General features: G+C 51.5%; 15 protein-coding genes and 1 pseudogene. 2 read left to right on the plus strand and 14 right to left on the minus strand.

Annotated elements, in window-relative coordinates; translation table 11 throughout:
* The 12 genes and pseudogenes from PPL9_RS33915 to PPL9_RS28800 all read right to left on the minus strand — a co-directional run.
* A pseudogene (locus PPL9_RS33915) lies at positions 1-426 on the minus strand (ABC transporter permease); the annotation flags it as partial.
* Positions 419-1,186, minus strand: coding sequence for an ABC transporter ATP-binding protein (locus tag PPL9_RS28750; protein ID WP_057465965.1), 768 nt, complete (start codon positions 1,184-1,186; stop codon positions 419-421). The pseudogene PPL9_RS33915 and the gene PPL9_RS28750, both read right to left, overlap by 8 nt.
* Positions 1,187-1,249: 63 nt before the next feature.
* Positions 1,250-2,269, minus strand: coding sequence for an ABC transporter substrate-binding protein (locus PPL9_RS28755; RefSeq protein ID WP_057465924.1), 1,020 nt, complete (start codon positions 2,267-2,269; stop codon positions 1,250-1,252).
* Positions 2,270-2,673: 404 nt separating this feature from the next.
* Positions 2,674-4,836, minus strand: a complete 2,163-nt coding sequence (locus PPL9_RS28760) for an anthranilate synthase component I (RefSeq protein ID WP_057465925.1) — start codon at positions 4,834-4,836, stop codon at positions 2,674-2,676.
* A 287-nt stretch (positions 4,837-5,123) separates the two neighbouring features.
* Positions 5,124-6,278, minus strand: coding sequence for an acetylornithine deacetylase (gene argE / locus PPL9_RS28765; RefSeq protein ID WP_057465926.1), 1,155 nt, complete (start codon positions 6,276-6,278; stop codon positions 5,124-5,126).
* A 72-nt stretch (positions 6,279-6,350) separates the two neighbouring features.
* Complete coding sequence (locus tag PPL9_RS28770; protein ID WP_057465927.1) at positions 6,351-7,283, minus strand: ROK family protein; 933 nt, start codon at positions 7,281-7,283, stop codon at positions 6,351-6,353.
* A 67-nt stretch (positions 7,284-7,350) separates the two neighbouring features.
* Positions 7,351-8,049, minus strand: a complete 699-nt coding sequence (locus PPL9_RS28775; RefSeq protein ID WP_057465928.1) for a class II aldolase/adducin family protein — start codon at positions 8,047-8,049, stop codon at positions 7,351-7,353.
* A 72-nt stretch (positions 8,050-8,121) separates the two neighbouring features.
* Positions 8,122-9,759, minus strand: coding sequence for a dipeptide ABC transporter ATP-binding protein (locus PPL9_RS28780; RefSeq protein ID WP_057465929.1), 1,638 nt, complete (start codon positions 9,757-9,759; stop codon positions 8,122-8,124).
* Positions 9,756-10,640, minus strand: a complete 885-nt coding sequence (locus PPL9_RS28785) for an ABC transporter permease (RefSeq protein ID WP_057465930.1) — start codon at positions 10,638-10,640, stop codon at positions 9,756-9,758. The genes PPL9_RS28780 and PPL9_RS28785 overlap by 4 nt, the downstream gene beginning before the upstream one ends.
* A complete protein-coding gene (locus PPL9_RS28790; protein ID WP_057465931.1) occupies positions 10,637-11,584 on the minus strand; it encodes an ABC transporter permease in 948 nt (315 codons plus the stop codon). The genes PPL9_RS28785 and PPL9_RS28790 overlap by 4 nt, the downstream gene beginning before the upstream one ends.
* Before the next feature lie 197 nt (positions 11,585-11,781).
* Positions 11,782-13,293: an ABC transporter substrate-binding protein gene (locus PPL9_RS28795; protein ID WP_057465932.1), complete on the minus strand. Its 1,512-nt coding sequence runs from the start codon at positions 13,291-13,293 to the stop codon at positions 11,782-11,784.
* 20 nt (positions 13,294-13,313) lie between these two features.
* The gene (locus PPL9_RS28800; protein ID WP_057465933.1) at positions 13,314-14,627 is read right to left on the minus strand and encodes an acetylornithine deacetylase/succinyl-diaminopimelate desuccinylase family protein; all 1,314 of its coding nucleotides are present in this window, start codon (positions 14,625-14,627) and stop codon (positions 13,314-13,316) included.
* A gap of 236 nt (positions 14,628-14,863) precedes the next feature.
* Here PPL9_RS28800 and PPL9_RS28805 point away from each other — a divergent pair, with 236 nt between their 5' ends.
* Positions 14,864-16,267, plus strand: a complete 1,404-nt coding sequence (locus PPL9_RS28805) for a mannose-1-phosphate guanylyltransferase/mannose-6-phosphate isomerase (protein WP_057465934.1) — start codon at positions 14,864-14,866, stop codon at positions 16,265-16,267.
* 109 nt (positions 16,268-16,376) lie between these two features.
* Positions 16,377-17,888, plus strand: coding sequence for a phosphomannomutase/phosphoglucomutase (locus PPL9_RS28810; protein WP_057465935.1), 1,512 nt, complete (start codon positions 16,377-16,379; stop codon positions 17,886-17,888).
* Between the two features lie 89 nt (positions 17,889-17,977).
* Here the strand turns inward: PPL9_RS28810 and PPL9_RS28815 are convergent, their stop codons facing one another.
* Together PPL9_RS28815 and PPL9_RS28820 are read right to left on the minus strand one after the other, a co-directional pair.
* Complete coding sequence (locus tag PPL9_RS28815; protein ID WP_057465936.1) at positions 17,978-18,817, minus strand: hypothetical protein; 840 nt, start codon at positions 18,815-18,817, stop codon at positions 17,978-17,980.
* 112 nt (positions 18,818-18,929) lie between these two features.
* On the minus strand, positions 18,930-19,663 hold a 734-nt coding region (locus PPL9_RS28820; protein WP_057465937.1), incomplete at its 5' end, for a LysR substrate-binding domain-containing protein.

Here is a 19,663-nt window from a genome sequence, read left to right on the forward strand (position 1 = left end):
CGTCGCAACCTTGGACCCTTCGCCGATGCCAAACCAGATGATAAAGAGTGGCAGTAATGCGATTTTGGGAATTGGAAAAAACGCTGAAGTGAGTGGCAGGAGACTGGCGCGTGCCAGAGAAAACAGCCCAATCAACAACCCGACCAGAACACCGAGTGCAGTTCCAATGCTCCAGCCAAAGACAAGCCGGTAAAGACTTGTGCTCACGTGTTTCCAGAAAAGACCCGAATTATAGAGATCTAAGAAGGCCTGAAACGCTTCCGACGGCGCTGGCAAAACCAGATTACTGATGATGCCTGTGCGAGAGCCAAATTCCCAGAATAGCACCAATGCCAGAAATACAAATGGAGCAACAAAACGGATTGGGCGTGGTTTGAACCCGCCTCCACGAAAAGGAACTTTCTTGCGGTTTATCTGATCAGACATCGGCAAGCTCCCTGTCTGCAGCAAGAGCTTCTTCGCGCATCATATGCCATAACTGCTGCTGCACCTCCTCAAGCTCCACAGCACGCTCCCGGCGTTCTTCAAGAGGGATCGAGATCTCAACAACATCGCGAACCTTGCCCGGGCGACGAGACAACACAATGACCTTGTGGCCAAGGCGAACAGCTTCAGCAAGATTATGCGTCACATAGCAAGCAGAGAATGCCTCACGGGCCCAAAGAGCCACCAGATCATCCATCAGAAGTTCTCGTGTCTGACTGTCCAAAGCTGACAGAGGCTCATCCATGAGCAGAAAGGCTGGACGCACAGCCAACGCTCGCGCAATTGCCACACGCTGCTTCATCCCACCGGATAACTGACGTGGAAGTGCATCATGAAACTCTGAGAGGTTGGTGCGTGCAAGCACATCATCAATGATCGCCTTGCTCTGCTGTTTGGAAAGCTTGTGGTCTTCAAGCACCAAAGAGATATTCCCGGCCACAGAGCGCCATGGCAGCAACGCAAAATCCTGAAAGATGTAGGTGAGGGGATTGAGGGACCCTCCTGGCGCCTGACCTGCGATATAAGCGGAGCCCTTGCTCGGCTCTTCAAGTCCGCCCATCAGACGCAGCAACGTAGATTTTCCGCAACCGGACGGACCGATGATCACGGCAATCTCGCCGGGCTCAAAGGTCAGGTTGATATCATTCAGAACTTCGACTGAGCCGTAGGCGTGCGAGAGATTTTCAATGGAAATTTGCATGTAATCCAACCGGATTAAGGGAAAAGGCATTGCCCACCCGCAGCGGGCAATGCGTGAGTTGGATTAGAAGGTTTCGACGAACTTCACATCAACCAGCTTGTCGAGTGTTACACCTGCTGGCACCAGCTTTTCGCTCTTGAACCAGTTGAGCTGGTCTTCAACACTCGCCATGTTAAGCGCAGCACCTTCGTTAAGACGCATCGCTCCATTGCGAATGGATGGAGCAGCTTTCTCATATGGACGATCAGCATAGACGTACTTATGAATGAGCTTCACCATGTCCTCAGCTGCCGCATCTCCTGCGGATTTGTCCACCAAAGCCGCGTTAAAGTCAGCCGCGCCTTTGGAGTAGGCACCAAGGAAGGTCTTCACCAGCTCAGGATTGCTATTAATGTTCTTCGTGGAGGTGAAGACAGTGGTCACCTGATAATTCGGTACATAGTCAGAAACTTTACCGATCATTTCCACTTGTGGGGATTTGGCAAGGCCTTTTGCGATGTGGGGAACAATAGACCACGCATCAATCTGACCACTCTTCAGCGCACCAATCACAGCGCCTACTTTTTGGAGCGGACGAATCTTGATGTCTTTGCGCTCAAAACCTTCTTTATCCGCAATCTTATGTGCCATGTAATGGAAAGACGAGCCTGCCGTCGTCACACCAAAGCTCTTGCCTTTCAGATCAGCAGGAGTTTTCAGGCCTGCATCAAACGCAGCTTTAGAGGCAAGGATCATCTGGCCGTCAATGCCAGCTTCTTCCTGTAGCGCGCCACCAATCACTTTCACAGCGCCCTTATCGGCAAGACTGATCAAGCCACCGGAAATCGCGGTAAGGCCGAAGTCCACATCGCCGGAGGCGATAGCAAGCGCCATTGGTTGTGCTGCCTGAAAGAACTTGAACTCAACTTCCAGACCAGCCTCGTCGAAATAACCCTTTTCAAACGCAACAAAATTCGCCGCATGAGAAGTGAAGCGCAAGGCGCCGACAGTGATCTTCTCTGCTGCAGTTGCTGTAGTCGCAAACGTTCCTGTTAGAACCGCTGTGCCCATCAAAACGCCGCTTAAAATACCGCGTACCTTCATCTTTATCCTCTTAAGTGAACCTTGAGAGCAAACTCTCGTCAATCAAAGCGTATTCCCGAAAAGTGGCATCTGTTCTCCGGTAGGATACGCAGTAAAAATCTTTTGCAGTCTATAGATCCCTATGGAAAATGACTGCGCCAATCACTTCAATCGTGCATAGATTAGTCATATAACGCAACCCGGCGCACTTGAGACTTGCAATATTCTCAATCTGAATAGGTTCACTTTCACTATCCAGCGCATTTATATGCTGCAATTCCACAACAATGCGACCAAAGATGCTTCTAGGTTTCGTGCAGATAAACCATCTATACAAAATTCTAGGAGAAAGGCCGGAAGTGATCGCTCAATCCCGGCCTTTAATTTAGTCCAATTGATGAATTCAATTTGGTCAGAGAGTCAATCTAGCCACCGATAAGAAGTTTGGTCATCACATTTTCAATAATCTTGTGACCACCGTCTTGATCTAGGGACATGATGGACTCTGGATGGAACTGAACAGCGCCAATAGGCTCATTCTTGTGTTCAATTGCCATGATCACACCGTCTTTGGTCTCTGAGGTTACCTCAAAGCAATCTGGCAACACATCCCGTTTAGCAAACAAGGAGTGATAACGGCCAACACTGACAGGTGAACTCAGCCCATCAAACAGCTTGGAACTGTGACTGAAGGAAACAAGAGATGGCTTGCCATGCACAGGCACATCAAGCTGGTCAAGTTCACCGCCAAACGCTTCGGTCAGCGCCTGCAGACCAAGACAAACACCAAAAATTGGCAGCTTGCGTGCGCGGGCCCGTTCGATGGTAGCCCGGCAGTCAAAGTCCTTCGGAGAACCTGGGCCAGGGGACAACACGACCAGATCCGGACTAACCTGATCAAAGACGTCATCCAGCACTGGACTACGGTAGGTCACAACCTCAGCGCCTGTCTGACGGAAGTAATTTGCCAGTGTGTGCACGAAACTGTCTTCGTGGTCGACGAGTAGAATCTTTTTGCCTTTGCCCGGTTTAGCCTTAACCACTTCCTCTTCAGAGGTAAGCGCAAGTCCAGCTTCGCGAACAGCAGCAATCATCGCAGATGCTTTCAGCTCAGTCTCAGCTTCTTCATCCTCTGGGATGCTGTCATAAAGCAGCGTCGCGCCCGCACGGATCTGAGCCACACCATCTTTGATGCGAACTGTGCGCAGGGTCAGACCTGTGTTCATATCGCCATTAAACAGCACAGCACCGATCGCGCCACCATACCATGCACGAGAGCTCTTTTCGTGGTCTTCGATGAACTGCATGGCCCAACGCTTCGGCGCACCAGTAACAGTTACAGCCCATGTATGAGAAAGGAACGCATCCAGCGCATCCTTGCCATCAAGCAGAGTGCCTTCAATGTGGTCCACCGTATGGATCAGACGAGAATACATCTCGATCTGACGACGACCAATCACACGGACAGACTCTGGAACACAGATGCGGCTCTTATCGTTCCGATCCACGTCAGAACACATGGTCAGTTCCGCTTCATCCTTGGCAGAGTTCAGCAGTTTGCGGATTTGTGCTTCATCTTCAATCGCGTTCTTGCCACGGCGGATCGTGCCAGAAATCGGGCATGTCTCCACACGGCGACCACCAGTCACCCGCACATACATCTCAGGAGAAGCACCAACCAGATATTCGGCGTTGCCTAGGTTGATGAAAAAGGAATAAGGCGAAGGGTTGATCTGCTGCAAACGTCGGGAAACGGCGGATGGTGGGTTTTTGCAAGGCTCATAGAACACTTGACCAGGTACGGTCTCAAACAGATCACCGCGCTTGAAATAATCGACTGCAGAGCGCACCAGGTCAGCGTATTCACCCGGCTCATGGTCACCACGCGCTGGAGTTTCAGTCGCAGCCTTGTAAGGCGTTTCTTCACCATCACGCGGCAGACCGTCCGTCGTCTTGGCATTGAACTCAAAATCGTATTCCAGCACATGGGCTTTTCGGCCATAGTGGTCAACGATCAGGATTTCATCGGGCAGAAACAACACCATGTCCCGCTGGTCGTCAGGACGTTGCAGCTTCTGATTAATCGGCTCAAACTGGAACGTCAGATCATATCCGAATGCGCCATACAACCCGAGTTGATCGTCATCACAGGAAAACAGATCAACAAGTGTACGCACTACGGAGAAGGTTGAAGGCTGGCGCGACCGCTCCTCCTCTGAAAAGGCTCTGTCCGGCGTCTTGATGGTTAGATCAATGCGGTACTCGTCTGCATTGAAATCTGCGATATCCTCGTGACCATCCAATGCGCCTTGAACAGCAGGCATCAGCACGCGCCCGCGCTCATTCAGCGCCTGAATGGTAATCTTGCGATCGTTGGATTCAATCAGCAGCGGTGGGTTGGCCAGCGCCATATCCCAGCGCGTGTAGCGGCCCGGATATTCGTAGGAAGAGGAAAGCACAGCACCGCGTTGACGGTCCAGCCTGTCCATCCATTCGCTTGTACCAGCGGCATAATCAGCATTTCGGCTTTTACGGCGGATGATAACGCCGCCTTTGCTCTTATAAGTCCGTTCTGCCGTAATCGGCATGGTCAATCCTCCGGGTCGTGCACACCTGTTTCCGATGTTTGCGAGGCGGTAGATACAACAAAGCCGCCTGCAGAAACTGCGGCGGCTTGGAAATTACAGGTCAACAAGACATGCGTGTTCAGCCACCGTCATCGGCGCCACCACCACAGCATGTTTTGTGCTTGCATAGTCATCATGCGATTTTCATAACCTAAGGAGCTCATAGGTGCAACTCCTGAAACAAAATTGCACCCAGCAATGAAAAGAAGAGCCCTTCAACCCATCGTGAAGAGCTCCCCATCATCAACTTAAGCACACGCGTGCTGGATCAGGCGGTCTAGGAAACCGTCGCACTTGTCGAGTTCGGATTGCTTGATGTACTCGTCCGGTTTATGAGCTTGCTCGATGCTACCTGGGCCACACACCACGGTTGGGACTTTCAAAATGGTCTGGATCAGGCCAGCTTCTGTGCCATAAGCAACTTTTGCGTGGTCGTTGCGACCAGCCAGTTTCTTCGCCAGAACAGTTACATCCGCTTCCACTTCCGTATCCAGTCCTGGGATCTCAGAGTAAGGAATGAGCTCGATATCTGCCTTTTCAGAAACTTTGCGCATTTCAGGAAGAAGCTCCTCCGTGGCATAACGCCTGATCTCATCCATGCAAGCCTGAAGGCTTTCAGTTGGCAGCACGCGGAACTCAAATATGACTTCGCAGTGTTCAGGTACAATGTTGAGTGCAGTGCCGCCCTTCATGACACCTGTGTGAGCCGTGGAATATGGCAAATCAAACAGATCATCACTCGGGCCCGCTGCCAGTTCCCGTGCCATCTCTTCCAGCTTTGCAACAAGACGAGCGCCATAATGCACGGCGTTTACGCCCTGTGGTGCAAGGGAGGAGTGGCAGGAAAGGCCGGTAAACACAGCGCGGTAGGAGGCTTTGGATTTATGTGCCACCACAACCTGCATTTCAGTCGGCTCACCAACGAAACATGCTTCCGCCTGAAAGCCTTCGCCAGCAAGCTTGTAAAGTACAGGCTGAACGCCGGTACAGCCTGTTTCTTCGTCATAGGAGAACATCAGGTGAAACGGCTTGTTCAGGGGCGCCTTCAGCATCTCTGGAACTTTGGCAAGAGAGCACGCCACGAAGCCTTTCATGTCACAGGAACCGCGACCGTATAGCAGACCGTCTTCTTCGCGAAGGGAGAACGGGTTACTGCTCCAGTCTTGTCCTTCAACCGGCACCACATCTGTGTGGCCTGAAAGAATGTAACCATCGGTCCCATCTCCACCGATCGTCGCAAATAGGCTCGCCTTCTCACCTGTCTCGTCTGGCAGTATGGAAGAAGAGACCCCCAGATCATTAAGATACTCTTCGATCCACTTGATCAGGGGGAGATTGGTTTTTGCGCTGACCGTGTCAAAGCTAACCAGCTTTGCAAGGACTTCTTGGCTTGTCATTGTCATGGAAATTTCTTTCAGGAAATCGGAATCGTGAGTTCTGACTATAGAAAGAGAAATCCATAAGGAAAAGTACGTTTACGAGCTTTCGTTGACATGCCGCAGCGTTGTTTCGCCTTTACCCCACAGCCATGCCGCTCCGCGCACACCAGAGCTGTCGCCGTGTTTGGCCTTACGGATATCAAAATCATAACCATCAGAGAAAATGTAAGGACGCATCGCAGCAGGAAGATCCTTGTAAATCTCTTCCACGTTAGACATGCCACCAGCGAGTACAAAACAGTCCGGATCTAAAATGTTGGCTGCCATCGCCAAGGCGCGGCCCAAGCGGCTTACAAAACGCTGATAGGTGCCCATGGCAGCTTCGTCGCCAGAGCGCATCAACTCAATGATCTCGCTGCCCTTCAGCGGTTTTCCAGTAGCATTCTCATAATCCCACTGGAAACCTGTGCCAGAGCACAAAAGGTCAATCGTGCCGTGGTGTCCGGTCCAGTTGAGCGGCCCTGGGAACTCGCCTTCCTGCATCCAAGGCACAGTAACGTTGCCCCATTCGCCGCCAATGCCGTTAGCGCCTTTATGGGGGCGTCCATTAATCGCAATGCCTGAGCCACAGCCAGTGCCAATGATGATGCCGTGAACAACTCCGCATCCTGCACCCGCTCCATCAATGGCTTCAGAAACCGCCATGCAATTGGCATCGTTTTGAATGCGCACTTCACGGCCAAGTGCATCTGTAAGATCTTTATCGAGAGGTTTGCCGTTCATCCAAGTGGAGTTTGCGTTCTTAACCAGCCCTGTGCTTGGTGAGATAGAGCCCGGAATGCCAATGCCCACTGTGCCGACTTCGCCAGTGGCTGCCTCCGTTGCAGCAACCAGTCCGATAACAGCTTCTACGCAACCCTGATAATCGTTCTTGGGAGTTGGAACACGTTTGCGAAACAGTTCTTCACCTTCGTTAGAAAGTGCCAGCGCTTCAATTTTAGTACCACCCCAGTCAAGTCCAATTCGCATGTTCCAGTCATTCCCCCATTACAATCATAAAAGGCATCCGCCTCTGTATTCTTTGTTCTTTTCTGGATTAGTCACGTCGCTGGGGCATTTCAAAAGCACCCGCGTCGTTTCCATCCAATGCATCCAGCTGTTTGCCGTAGCTTTTAAATTTTCTCAAAATCTCTTTCATCTCAGTTGGAGAAAGAGGTGCAGGTTCTCCCAGAACCAGCGCAGATAAATACTGATCAGCCAAGGCTTCCACTTCACCGGCAAGCCCAAACGCCTTGTGCAGTGAAGGGCCAAAAGTAATTTGTCCATGATGTGCCAAAAGGCAAGCCTTCCGGTCTTCTAGCGCATTGATCATTGCTTGAGATAGGGCTTTGGTTCCGAACGTGGCGTAATCTGCGCATTTGATCTGATCACCGCCAGCAATAGCTACCATATAATGAAAGGCCGGAATGCCTTTGTTATGGGTTGAAAGCGCAGTCGCTCTGGCTGAATGACAGTGAACAACCGCCTCTGCTTCTTTGTAGTTCCGGTAGATGTCCATATGCATGCGCCACTCGGACGAAGGCAAGTAATCCCCAAAGTATCCGCCTTCAAGATCCATGAAGACAATCTTCTTGATCTCCAGGTCTTCGTAAGGAATGCCAGAAGGGGTGATGAGCATACCGTTTTCATATCGGGCGCTCACGTTGCCGGAGGTTCCATGTGTCAAACCAGTGCTTTGTAAAGCACGCGCCGTTCTTATAACTTCCCGGCGAAGCTGGTTCTCAGCTGTTGTCATAACATGTCTCCGATTGCTGTAGCCTGAGCAAATGCAAGGCTAGCTGCATTGGTTTGCTTCAGGCAATAGCGCTCAATGCGTATCTTTGTTCTCTTTTTCTCTGCGCCTGCGCAAGGCTTCGTTGAGGTCTGGTGCCGCAGAAACAAGGATACGTGTGTAAGGATGTTTGGGATTGGAAAAGACTTCTCCGGTTGGACCTTCTTCAACAATCCGGCCAGCGTTCATCACAATCACCCGGTCAGTGATAGCCTGCACAACAGACAGATCGTGTGAAATGAACAGATAAGCCATACCTAGCCGATCACGCAAATCTGCAAAGAGATCCAGAATTTGCGCTCTGATGGAAACATCAAGTGCAGAAACGGGTTCATCCGCGACGATCAGGCTTGGATTGGTGACCAGCGCACGCGCAATCGCAATACGCTGCCGTTGTCCGCCAGAAAATTCGTGCGGATATTTGTTGGCATCTGCAGAAGAAAGCCCCACGCTTTCCAAAACCTCATGAACGCGTTTTTTACGTTGAGAACGAGACAGTTCGTTGCGCATGAGGTGCAAAGGCTCACCCACGGTACGTTCAACCGTATGTCGCGGATCAAAGCTTCCATATGGATCCTGGAACACGGCCTGAATGCCCAGCTGCAAATCCTGACGGTCTTTTCGTGAAACCGAGTAGGGGTCTTTGCCAAGAAACTGGATATGGCCAGCGTTCGGAGGGGTCAGTCCCAAAATAGTGCGCGCAAGGGTGGATTTACCGCATCCACTTTCACCCACCAGTCCCATGCTCTGACGAGGGGCGACGTGGAAGGAGACATGCTGCACGGCTCGGTGCCACTGTCTGCGTGTGAAGATGCTGGCGCGAGGGAGAGGATATTCCCGCAGCACATTGCTCACCTTCAAGAGCGGCTGAGTGACCTCGTCAACCGGCTCTTGCCGCGGAACCGGTACGTGGTTGGAGGCTTCAAACAGCTTCTTGGAATAGGGGTGAGAAAGGTTGTCGAACAGCTCGCAAGTTGGGCCACGCTCAACAATCACTCCGTCCTTCATAATCGCAACAGTGTCCGCCATGTCAGCAACAACTGCCAGATCATGCGAAATGAGCAGCATGGCCATCTGTTCTTTGCGCACGATGTCTTTCAGCAATGTCAGGATTTGCGCCTGAACCGTCACGTCGAGCGCTGTAGTCGGCTCGTCCGCAATCAGCACCTTGGGCTTACAGGCAATGGCAATGGCGATGACAACACGCTGCCTCTGTCCGCCGGAAAGCTGGTGAGGGAAACGATCAATCAAACCATATTCAAGACCAAGGCCAACCCGTTCCAGAACATCGATGGTCTGGTCCATCGCTTCCTTGCGCGTAAGACCCTGATGCCAGCGAAGGCCTTCAGCAACTTGCTCGCCAATGGTGCGGGTTGGGTTGAGAGCGGTCAGCGGTTCCTGAAAGACCATAGAGATGTCTTTGCCACGAACATGGGTCATCTCTGTATCTGTAGCGCGCGTGAGGTTCTTGCCCTCAAACATCAGATCACCAATCTGATGAGCACCCTCCGGCAAAAGCTGCATGGCTGAGAGCGCACTCATGGATTTACCAGAGCCACTTTCGCCGACGAGGCCAAGGATTTTACCCTGCTCAAGGTCAAAACTCACATTGCGCAGGATCGGCTTGCCAGAAATGGAAACGCAAAGGTCAGTGGCGGAAAAAACAGAGGTCACGCAACTCTCCTCCGCATCTTAGGATCCAGCAAATCCCTAAGCCCATCGCCAAGCAGGTTAAAACCAAGAACGGAAAAGATAATCGCAAATCCCGGATAAAGCGCCAGTTGTGGTGCAAAGGCAACCATGGTCTGGGCCTCATACAACATGCGGCCCCAACTCGCCATCGGTGGTTGCGTCCCCAAACCAAGATAGGAGAGGCCTGCCTCTGAAAGGATCGCAAGAGAAAGTTGAATGGTCGCCTGTACAATCAGCAGGTTGGCAATGTTCGGAATAACGTGTTCCAGAGTGATCAAAAACGAGCTCTTGCCGGAAAGACGGGCGGCAAGCAAAAACTCGCGTCCTGAAAGAGACAAGGCGCCACCACGAGCAACGCGGGCAAAAACCGGAATATTGAAGATGCCAATCGCAATTACAGCGTTGATTGTTCCTGGTCCAAAAATGGATGTGATGAGCACAGCAGAAAGCAGAGAAGGAAATGCGAAAATCAGATCATTGGTGCGCATCACCAGTTCTTCCAGAAAGCCCTTTTGGGCCGCTGCCAGTAGTCCCAATGGCACGCCAATCAGCATGCCGATGCCAACAGCAATCAGCGCTACAATAATGGAGGTGCGGGCGCCAACCATCAGCATGGAGAAGATATCGCGACCATACTGATCCGTCCCAAACCAGAATTCAGAACTCATCGGCTTAAGGCGCTTGGAAATATCCAGAACATCGATGGCATAGGGGGTCCAGAAGACGGAAGTAACCCCTTCAATGAGAATAACGAGAGCAAGCACTGCCCCGATCACGAAAGAACGACTGTGAAAAGCTTTCTTCCAGATGGAGATTTCGTCAAAACTGGCAAGCGGCGGATAACTTGGGAGTTCCTGATTCATGCACGTCGCCTCAGTCTCGGATCAATGGCTGCGTAGGCGATGTCGACAAGGAATGTCACAAAGATTGTAAGAGCAACGAGCAGCATGACACTGCTCTTCACTACGATCAGATCGCGCTGAGTAATACCCTGGAAAATCAGACGCCCTAGGCCAGGTAGGTAAAAGAGGTTCTCAATAATCACCGTACCTGCGATCAGGAAAGAGAACTGAAGACCCAGAATAGTCAGGACCGGAATAAGAGCATTGCGTACGCCGTGTCTCCAAAGCGTGGCTTTGTTGGAGAGCCCTTTGGCACGCGCTGTGCGGATATAATCTTCATGCAAAACATCCAGCAAGGCTGAGCGCATCACGCGGGCCAGAATACTCGCTTGGGGGAGAGCCAGCGCGATAACGGGCAACAAGAGCGCCTGCAATGAGCCAAAAAAGCTCACATCCCAGCCGGGGAAACCACCAGATGGTAAAACCCGCAGCACGATCGCAAACACGTAAACCAGCAAAATGGCAATCCAGAAGTTTGGGATAGCAATGCCGATCTGGGCAATGGACATAATACCTGTGTCGATGACCTTGCCATGATAGCGGGCAGAGTAAACGCCGATCGGTATAGCGATGAATGTCGAGAGGATCAGTGCGCCAGTTGCAAGCGGAAGGCTGACCTGAATGCGTTCGCCGATCAGTTCAGAAACCGGAACTGAATATGTGTAGCTCACACCAAATTCACCCTGCAACATGCCCAGCAACCAGTTCATATAGCGGGTGGATAAAGGAGCGTTGAGGCCAAGTTCAGCGCGCAGAGCTGCGAGTGTGTCAGGCTGCGCATTCAGCCCAAGCATCACTTCAGCCGGATCACCGGGAATAACCTCAAGCACAACGAAGATGACGAGGCTTGCGGCCAGGAGAGTTGTCAGTAAGCCTATGAGACGAAGGAACGCAAACCAGAGCATCGGACAAATCCGCTAAACCAATCAAACTTGCGTTGCACAAGCAAATTGCACAATGAGAGAAAAGGGTTACCCCTAAAGTAACTGTCAGTTTGGCAACCGCTTAAACCATATAATTTGGAATAGCAATTGAGAAGGACTGCGATTGCGGTTGCAACCGCAGTCCTGTGCAAATATCTACGTGTATTTGCTAGGTGTTTTTAGTTATTCGCCCAATAGACCTGCGACAGATCGTTACCCGGTGTAGGCGAGTTTCGCCAAAGCCCCTTCACATTGGCATTCCACACAGCAGATTTCGCCAACTGGAACAGGTAGACGTTCACAGCATCCTCGGAGATGACTTGCTGTGCCTGCTTCAAAAGCTCATACCGCTTCTCTTCGTCAACAGTCACATTCAGCTCTTCAATCAGTTGTTTGAAGGCATCACTGTTGTAGTTGAAGTAGTACTTATCGCGCGCATAGATACCAATATCCATCGGCTCAACATGAGAAACGATCGTGAAATCGTAATTGGTCTCCTTGAAGACCTCTGAAAGCCACTGCGCCCATTCAACAGGCACGATCTTCAAATCAATGCCGATCTTCTTCAGATCAGAGGCAATCAGCTCACCACCGCGACGGGCATAGGTCGGTGGTGGCAGTTTCAGCGTTGCGCTGAAGCCATCTGGATACCCAGCTTTGGCAAGGAGTTCTTTCGCTTTCGCCGGATCGTAAGGGTAAAGCCCTGTCAGATCATTATAAGCGGGATGGTGCGGAGCAAAGTGCGTTCCAATTGGCGTACCAAGTCCAAACATTGCCCCGTCAATCAGGGCTTGCTTATTGACCGCATGCGAGATTGCCTGACGCACGAGCTTGTTCTTAAGCGGGCCACGGGTGTTGTTCATCGCAAGGATGGTTTCACCCTCAGTCGTGCCAATCGCAACTTCAAAGCGTGGGTCCGCTTGAAACTGAATAATGGTTTCTGGAGCGGAAAATGTCGGGAATGCATCCAGATCGCCAGAGATCATTGCAGCAAAGGCGGCATTAGGATCAGAGATGAAACGGAAAGAGGCTTTTTCCAGCTTCGGTTGTTCACCCCAATATTGGTCGAAACGGGAAATCCGAATTTCCTGCCCCTTCATCCAACGGTCAAACTTGAACGGTCCGGTGCCCACAGGCTGCGTCTTGTTCGTCTCAGCCGTTTTAGGAGATACAATTACCGCATCGCCCCAAGCCAGATTGTAAGCGAGGTTTCCACTTGGCGTGGTGAGCTTGATATCAACGGTTTGCGGATCTACGACAATCACATCAGAGATCGCTGCAAAGAGCGGCTTCTGTGCATTTACGCTGCCTTCAGCGCGTGCACGATCCAAGGAAAACTTTACGTCATCAGCAGAAAACGGCGTTCCATCATGAAAGAGGACACCCGTCTGCAAATAGAAGCGATAGGTCATGCCGTCTTCGCTCACATCCCACGATTTGGCGAGAGAGGGCAGAACACTTCCGTCTGGCCCGATACGTGTCAGGCCTTGAAAAACGTTTTGATAGACCACTTCATCGATAGCAGCAGCAGCCCCTGCAGTTGCATCAAGATGCGGTGGTTCGAGTACCATTCCCAAAGACAGGGAAGATTTGGCTTCAGCAGAACCGTGCGCACCTGTTAGTGCAGCAAGGACGAGGGCCGCGCCTCCGGCAAGGCAAAGCAGCCGGCTTTTTAATGACTTTGCATGCATTCCATTCCGTCCCTTATACTTTAAGAGTACACGTGATCAGACAGTGTTCTTGTTATTGGTCTTGCATCAGGCTCCGTCAAAAGAGAGTACGCGGCCAGTGCCATCACTTTGGCGCTGTCAACGAGATCCTCAATTCCAACAAATTCGTCCGGCCTATGCGCCATCTCAAGTTTGCCTGGACCATACGCAATACAATCGTGCAAGTGGCCCAATCGTGTTATGTGCTTCTGATCATAAGTCCCCGGAGAGACAACATATGATGCATCCTTTTGAAGCACGTCTTTAATTCCGCCTGCAACAGCGCGAGCGACTGGGGAGTCTTTCTCTGCCATCACGGGGAGAACTTCAAGGAGATCCTTAAGTTCATATTCGAAATTTCTACGTGTTTTACGCAGATTTTCTAATATTTCAACTATCTCTTGTTTCACATCCTCCAGCGGCTCCTCAATCAGGAATCGACGATCCAGTATGATGCGGCAACTATCTGCAACGCAAGGGGAGGGAAGACCATCGTGTCCTTCATCCTGCCCGCCATGTAAAGAATTGATATTTAACGTGGATGATCGGGCGCCCGGAGGAATAACCGGCATTTGTGTTTGTTTTTTGCTGAGCGCAGGGTAAAGCTCGTTTTCCAGCACATTCAGGAACGCACTCATGTGACGAATTGCGCTGTCGCCCAAAAACGGCATTGAGCCGTGAGCAATCGAGCCGCGCGTCTCAATTTCACTCCACCATACCCCTCGGTGCCCAAGACAAACCTGATCTTTGTGCAAAGGTTCAGGGATGATCACATGGTCGACACGCGGTTTGGAAAAGTAGCCATGTCTGGCAAGATAAGCCACACCGCCAAGGCCGCCGGATTCCTCATCAACCGTTCCTGATATCTCGATGGCACCACAAAACTCAGGGAAACATTCAATCAGACTCTCTGCCGCGATTATGGAAGAGGCCAGACCGCCTTTCATATCACAGGCACCGCGCCCAAAGACCTTTCCGTCTTTTACCACGCCAGCAAAGGGATCAACCGTCCAGCCATACCCCACCTCGACAACATCAATATGGGAGTTGAAGTGGACACAAGGGCCGGGACCGCGACCTTCATAGCGGCAAATGACATTGATGCGCGGGTAGCGGTCAGAGTCTCCGGGGGTGCTTTCTCCTCTGACATACTCGACAGAAAAGCCCTTACGCTTCAAACGTTCGCCAATGAACTCTGCACAGGGACGATAAGCTTCTCCGGGAGGGTTGATTGTCGGAAAAGCTATCAGGTCACGAGTGAGCGCAACAAGCTCATCCACTTTCCGCTCAACGGATTGGCTTAATTCCTCCCGCATCTTCCCCCCAGAACAAATGCTTAAATGAATTAAGTGATATCGTGACCGTTCCCAAATCGACTGAATACCCCTGAAAAATAATGGAGTATCTCGGAGCACGCAGATTGGTAAAAAGCCCTAATTATTTTCGAGAGAATGTGTGGAACACTGAAACTCCACGTGTTTTGAGGGTTTTGGGCTACAGCATCTAAGTTTACGAATAGTCTATTCGTTTGTTTGAAAGTGATCCTGAAAATATGACTGGCAATAGCATAAGCAAAATCACACCTGTGATTCTGTCGGGTGGGTTTGGATCTCGCCTCTGGCCTCTGTCCCGTAGAGAAAGGCCAAAACAATTCTTGCCAATCTTTTCAGGTCAAAGTCTCTTTCAAAAGACATGTGAGCGTGTCAGCTCCCAGCAGTTCCGTGCACCGCTGGTTATCTCAAATCAGGATCATCGCTTCCTGATCGGTGAGCAAATGGCCGAACTTGGGATAGAGCCACAAGCTATCGTATTGGAGCCATGCGGACGAAACACGGCTGCTCCCGCTGCACTCGCTGCACTCATGGCGCTTGAAACAGATAAAAACGCAATTGTCCTCCTGTTACCATCGGACCATCTGGTCGCTGATGATAAGGAGTTCTTGTGTGCTGTCGATGCAGCTCACGCAGCTGCTGAAGCTGGTCAGATCGTCACATTTGGTATTGAGCCAAGTGAACCCAACACCGGATACGGTTATATCAAACTCTGCGAGGGGGCGGCATCTGTCCGCAAAGTTGATGCCTTTGTCGAGAAACCGGATCTGGCAACCGCTGAAGAGTTCCTCAAGGACGGCAACTACCTTTGGAATGCTGGCATCTTCATGTACTCCGCAGCTGCCATGCGCGACGCCTTCTTAAAACACGCACCTGATATCTGGGAGCAAGTTGCTAAGGCCTCCAATAACGCACGACGCGATCTGGACTTCCTGCGGCTTGAAGAAGAAGCCTTCGCTCAGGTGCGCAACATCTCCTTCGACTATGCGATTATGGAAAATGAAGAGAACGTCGCCTGTGTTCCAACTGATCCGGGGTGGAGCGATCTTGGCTCATGGCCTGCCATTTGGGAGTCTATGGCGAAGAATGATGAGGGTAACTCGGCTTTGGGCGAAGCGATCTTCGAACAGTCCAAAAATTGCCTCGTTTATTCTGAAGATGCCCTCGTCAGTGTTGTAGGGCTTGAAGACGTTGTGGTCGTCAACACCAAGGACGCGCTTCTGGTTGCCGCAAAAGATAAGGCGCAGGATGTGAAGAAGGTGGTGGAGCAGCTGGACAAGGCCAATAGGCCGGAAACCGTACAGCACCGCCGCGTGTACCGTCCATGGGGCTGGAGCGAGCGCATCTCTGAAGGCGAGCGCTTCCGCGTGCAGTCCATGATGATTGAGCCCGGCAAGGGCTTGACCTTGCAGCGCCACATCCACCGTGCAGAGCACTGGGTTGTTGTAAGTGGCACGCTGGAGGTGACCATTGATGGAAAAGATGAGCTGATTTCAGAAAATCAGTCCGTGTTTGTCCCGCTTGGCGCAAGGCACAAACTACAAAACCCGGGAAAAATCCCGGTTCGCATGATCGAAGTCCAGTCCGGCGCATACATTGGCGAGGATGATATCCTGCGAGTATAACGTGAATTTGAAAACCGTTGGGTGAGAAACGTCTCACAACCAAACGGAGTTTGATAAAAGCGTCACGTCTCTGCATTACCAGTGACCTGAAGTTTGTCTAGGAGAAATTATGTCAGTTAAGCCGGTTTCACAGCTAACGCCAAACACCTTGGCCTATGAAACGACACCGTTGGTCAAGCCGACCGGTTTTCGCGAGTACGATGCACGCTGGCTCTTTGAAAAAGAGATCAACCTGAAGGGCATTCAGGCGCTGGGCGAGGGACTTGGAACCCTCATTCATGAACGTGGCGTACGTCCTGAGATCGTTACTGGTCACGACTTCCGCGGCTACTCCGCATCCATCAAGATGGCACTGGTCACCGGCCTGATGTCTGCAGGCATCAAAGTGCACGACATCGGCCTCGCCATGTCTCCAATGGCCTATTACGCGCAGTTCGATCTGGATGTCCCATGCGTTGCCATGGTCACCGCGTCTCACAACGACAACGGCTGGACTGGTGTGAAGATGGGTGCAAACCGTCCACTGACGTTTGGTCCGGAAGAAATGGGCCGCCTGAAAGAGATTGTGTTGGAAGGGGCCAGTGACCTACGCGGTGGCGGAGCTTACGAATACCATCCTGATTTGACCGATCGCTACATCGCAGACCTCACAGAGCGTGAAAAGTTCAAGCGTCCAATCAAAGCTGTCGTCGCATGTGGCAACGGCACCGCAGGCGCGTTCGCACCGCGGATTCTCGAAGCGCTGGGCGTTGATGTCATTCCGCTGGATTGCGAGTTGGATCACACTTTCCCGAACTACAACCCGAACCCGGAAGACATGAAGATGCTTCATGCGATCCGTGACAAAGTGCTGGAAACCGGTGCTGAAGTCGGTCTGGGTTTTGATGGTGATGGTGACCGCTGTGGTGTGGTCGACAACGAAGGCGAAGAGATCTTCGCTGACAAAGTCGGCGTTATGCTGGCTCGCGATATCTCCGCCCTTCATCCGGAAAGCCAGTTTGTGGTTGATGTAAAATCAACCGGTCTGTACCACACCGATCCGGTCCTCAAGGCCAATGGTGCAAAGACTGATTACTTCAAAACAGGCCACTCCTACATCAAACGCCGTGTAACTGAGCTTGGTGCTGTTGCTGGTTTTGAAAAGTCCGGCCACTACTTCTTCAATCCGCCAATCGGTCGTGGATATGATGACGGTGTTGTCTCTGCAATTGCCATTCTGGATATGATGGACCGCAATCCGGATAAGAGCATGGCTGACCTGCGCCGTGATCTGCCAAAGACCTGGGGCTCCCCAACCATGGCCGCCAAATGCGCGGATGAGATCAAGTACGATGTGGTTGATCGTGTGGTTGCGCGCTTCAAATCCATGCATGCTGACGGCGCGAAGGTATCTGGTCAGGATATCGCTGATCTGATCACCGTGAACGGTGTCCGTGTTGTGTGTGAAGATGGAACATGGGGCCTTGTCCGTGCATCCTCCAACAAACCAGAACTGGTTGTTGTTGTTGAAAGCCCGGTCTCAGAAGTGCGCTTGCACGAGATGTTCAAAGCAATGGATGCAGTTCTTCGCGAGAACCCAGAGGTTGGTGACTACAACCAGACACTGGCAGAACTCGCTTAAGATACCACCTTAAAAAAACAGACAAAAAAACGCCGGTCCAAAAAGGCTGGCGTTTTTTTGTTTTAGGCGCTTTGCTTACCTTGGGCAGGTTAGTAGCCAGCGAAGTAGAGCAGGTCCACGATGTATTTGCGCATTGCAGGGCCATGTGGTGCGGGCAGGCCAACAAGAGCATCATAAAGGCGGACCTCACTGTCACACAGTTGCTTGTCGGTTGGATCAGCAGCGAAAATACGGCTTAGGGAATCCATTGGATACACCTTCATCAGCGCATCAAATGCCGGGTTCGCAGGCAGATACAAATCTGCATCAGTCGGCTTATCCGCAGGCTTGCCAATCACACGCACTTTCTTCTGCGCAGGCTCAGCGGTGTAATGGATCACGAGCCCATCGTCCTTGGCTTTAACCTGAGCATCCGCGAGCAGCTGGAACAGCGCGAGTCCTTCCTGCGTGCTTTCACTCTCTACCACGATGTAGCTGTCCAGAAACGCACCAGTGGAACCGGAAAAAACCTGAGCACAAACCAGCTCACCTTTACTATTCTTCAGTTTTAAGGTGAGAGCACGTTTGGCCTTGAGGACCGTGATGATCTTATCGTCATCAGCATATTTTAGCAGCGGGCGATAAACCTGAAGTGCGCGGTAAAGCAAGTCATGCAGACGTTTAGCCAGCACGCGCTCATCTGCCCCTGATTGAATCTCTTTCTCAATCTGGCTCTGCAGGTCCTTGTAAAGATTCGGAAATTCAATCTTGATCACAGGCAGGGAAGGGATATCCGGTGCAAGGGTATCCAGGAGAGCCTGCTGATCTTTGCCATCAGCTGCATGGCTTTCCTGTGTGAGGGATCCGCCAAAATCAAAGTAAAGCAGGGTCGCGACAATCGCGACAACAATCATAGGAACGCCAACGAACTCCGCAAGCTTACCAATCATCTCATTTTGCCTTCAAGTTACAGTCGGGAAGTGATCCGCACTGTATATTATAAATTATCAAAAATGACAATTTATAATTTTAAAGGCTTAATTCGGATTCTAAATCAAAGCGTTACAGATGATTTCTAAAGAGATCTTTCTCCTGCTTTACCAAGTCACCAATGAAATCAGAAACCGCTTTAATACGGCGCAGATGTCGTGCGCTTTCATGGGTGACAAGGTAATAGCTGCGCGAAATACGACGTTTGGGAAGCACTGGAACGAAATCATCATTGCCATCTGCAATGAACCCGTGAAGGATTCCGATCCCGCTGCCTGCCCGCACAGCTTCGGTCTGGCCAAGTGCACTGGCACATTCCAGGCGAGACTGCCAGTCCTTGGAAAATTCTGCGGAGTAGTTGAGCGAAGAGGCAAAGATCAAATCGTCCACATAGCCAATCAGGCGATGTTCTTTCAGCTCTTCCTCGTTCTCCGGCAGCCCGTAGCGTTCCGCATAAGCGCGAGAGGCATAAAGACCCAATGAATAGTCGGTCAACTTGCGGCTCACCAGACGCCCGTGTTCAGGCTGACCAACCGTAACTGCCAGATCAGCTTCGCGCTTGGAGAGAGAGAAAGCCCGGTGCAACGGCACCAGCTGGAGCGTAAGGTCAGGATAGCGTTCATTCAGTGCACCCAGACGCGGCGCCAGAAAAGCCACCCCGAAGCCATCGGGTGCACCAATGCGCACAGCACCGGAAAGCTCCACATCCGTCCCACCGATCTCGGCGCGGGCGGAAAGCATCTCCGTTTCCATCGATTCAGCAAACTCAAAGAACCGCTCGCCTTCGCTGGTCAGCGCACACCCCG

Origin of the sequence: Pseudovibrio sp. POLY-S9 (genome assembly GCF_001431305.1) — a bacterium.
GTDB lineage: Bacteria > Pseudomonadota > Alphaproteobacteria > Rhizobiales > Stappiaceae > Pseudovibrio.

Excerpts from the sequence above, each read along its gene's own strand:
- PPL9_RS28750 (WP_057465965.1), bottom strand. The coding sequence starts at position 1,186 with ATGCAAATTTCCATTGAAAATCTCTCGCACGCCTACGGCTCAGTCGAA.
- PPL9_RS28755 (WP_057465924.1), bottom strand. The coding sequence starts at position 2,269 with ATGAAGGTACGCGGTATTTTAAGCGGCGTTTTGATGGGCACAGCGGTT.
- PPL9_RS28760 (WP_057465925.1), bottom strand. The coding sequence starts at position 4,836 with ATGCCGATTACGGCAGAACGGACTTATAAGAGCAAAGGCGGCGTTATC.
- argE (WP_057465926.1), bottom strand. The coding sequence starts at position 6,278 with ATGACAATGACAAGCCAAGAAGTCCTTGCAAAGCTGGTTAGCTTTGAC.
- PPL9_RS28770 (WP_057465927.1), bottom strand. The coding sequence starts at position 7,283 with ATGCGAATTGGACTTGACTGGGGTGGTACTAAAATTGAAGCGCTGGCA.
- PPL9_RS28775 (WP_057465928.1), bottom strand. The coding sequence starts at position 8,049 with ATGACAACAGCTGAGAACCAGCTTCGCCGGGAAGTTATAAGAACGGCG.
- PPL9_RS28785 (WP_057465930.1), bottom strand. The coding sequence starts at position 10,640 with ATGAATCAGGAACTCCCAAGTTATCCGCCGCTTGCCAGTTTTGACGAA.
- PPL9_RS28790 (WP_057465931.1), bottom strand. The coding sequence starts at position 11,584 with ATGCTCTGGTTTGCGTTCCTTCGTCTCATAGGCTTACTGACAACTCTC.
- PPL9_RS28795 (WP_057465932.1), bottom strand. The coding sequence starts at position 13,293 with ATGCATGCAAAGTCATTAAAAAGCCGGCTGCTTTGCCTTGCCGGAGGC.
- PPL9_RS28800 (WP_057465933.1), bottom strand. The coding sequence starts at position 14,627 with ATGCGGGAGGAATTAAGCCAATCCGTTGAGCGGAAAGTGGATGAGCTT.
- PPL9_RS28805 (WP_057465934.1), top strand. The coding sequence starts at position 14,864 with ATGACTGGCAATAGCATAAGCAAAATCACACCTGTGATTCTGTCGGGT.
- PPL9_RS28810 (WP_057465935.1), top strand. The coding sequence starts at position 16,377 with ATGTCAGTTAAGCCGGTTTCACAGCTAACGCCAAACACCTTGGCCTAT.
- PPL9_RS28815 (WP_057465936.1), bottom strand. The coding sequence starts at position 18,817 with ATGATTGGTAAGCTTGCGGAGTTCGTTGGCGTTCCTATGATTGTTGTC.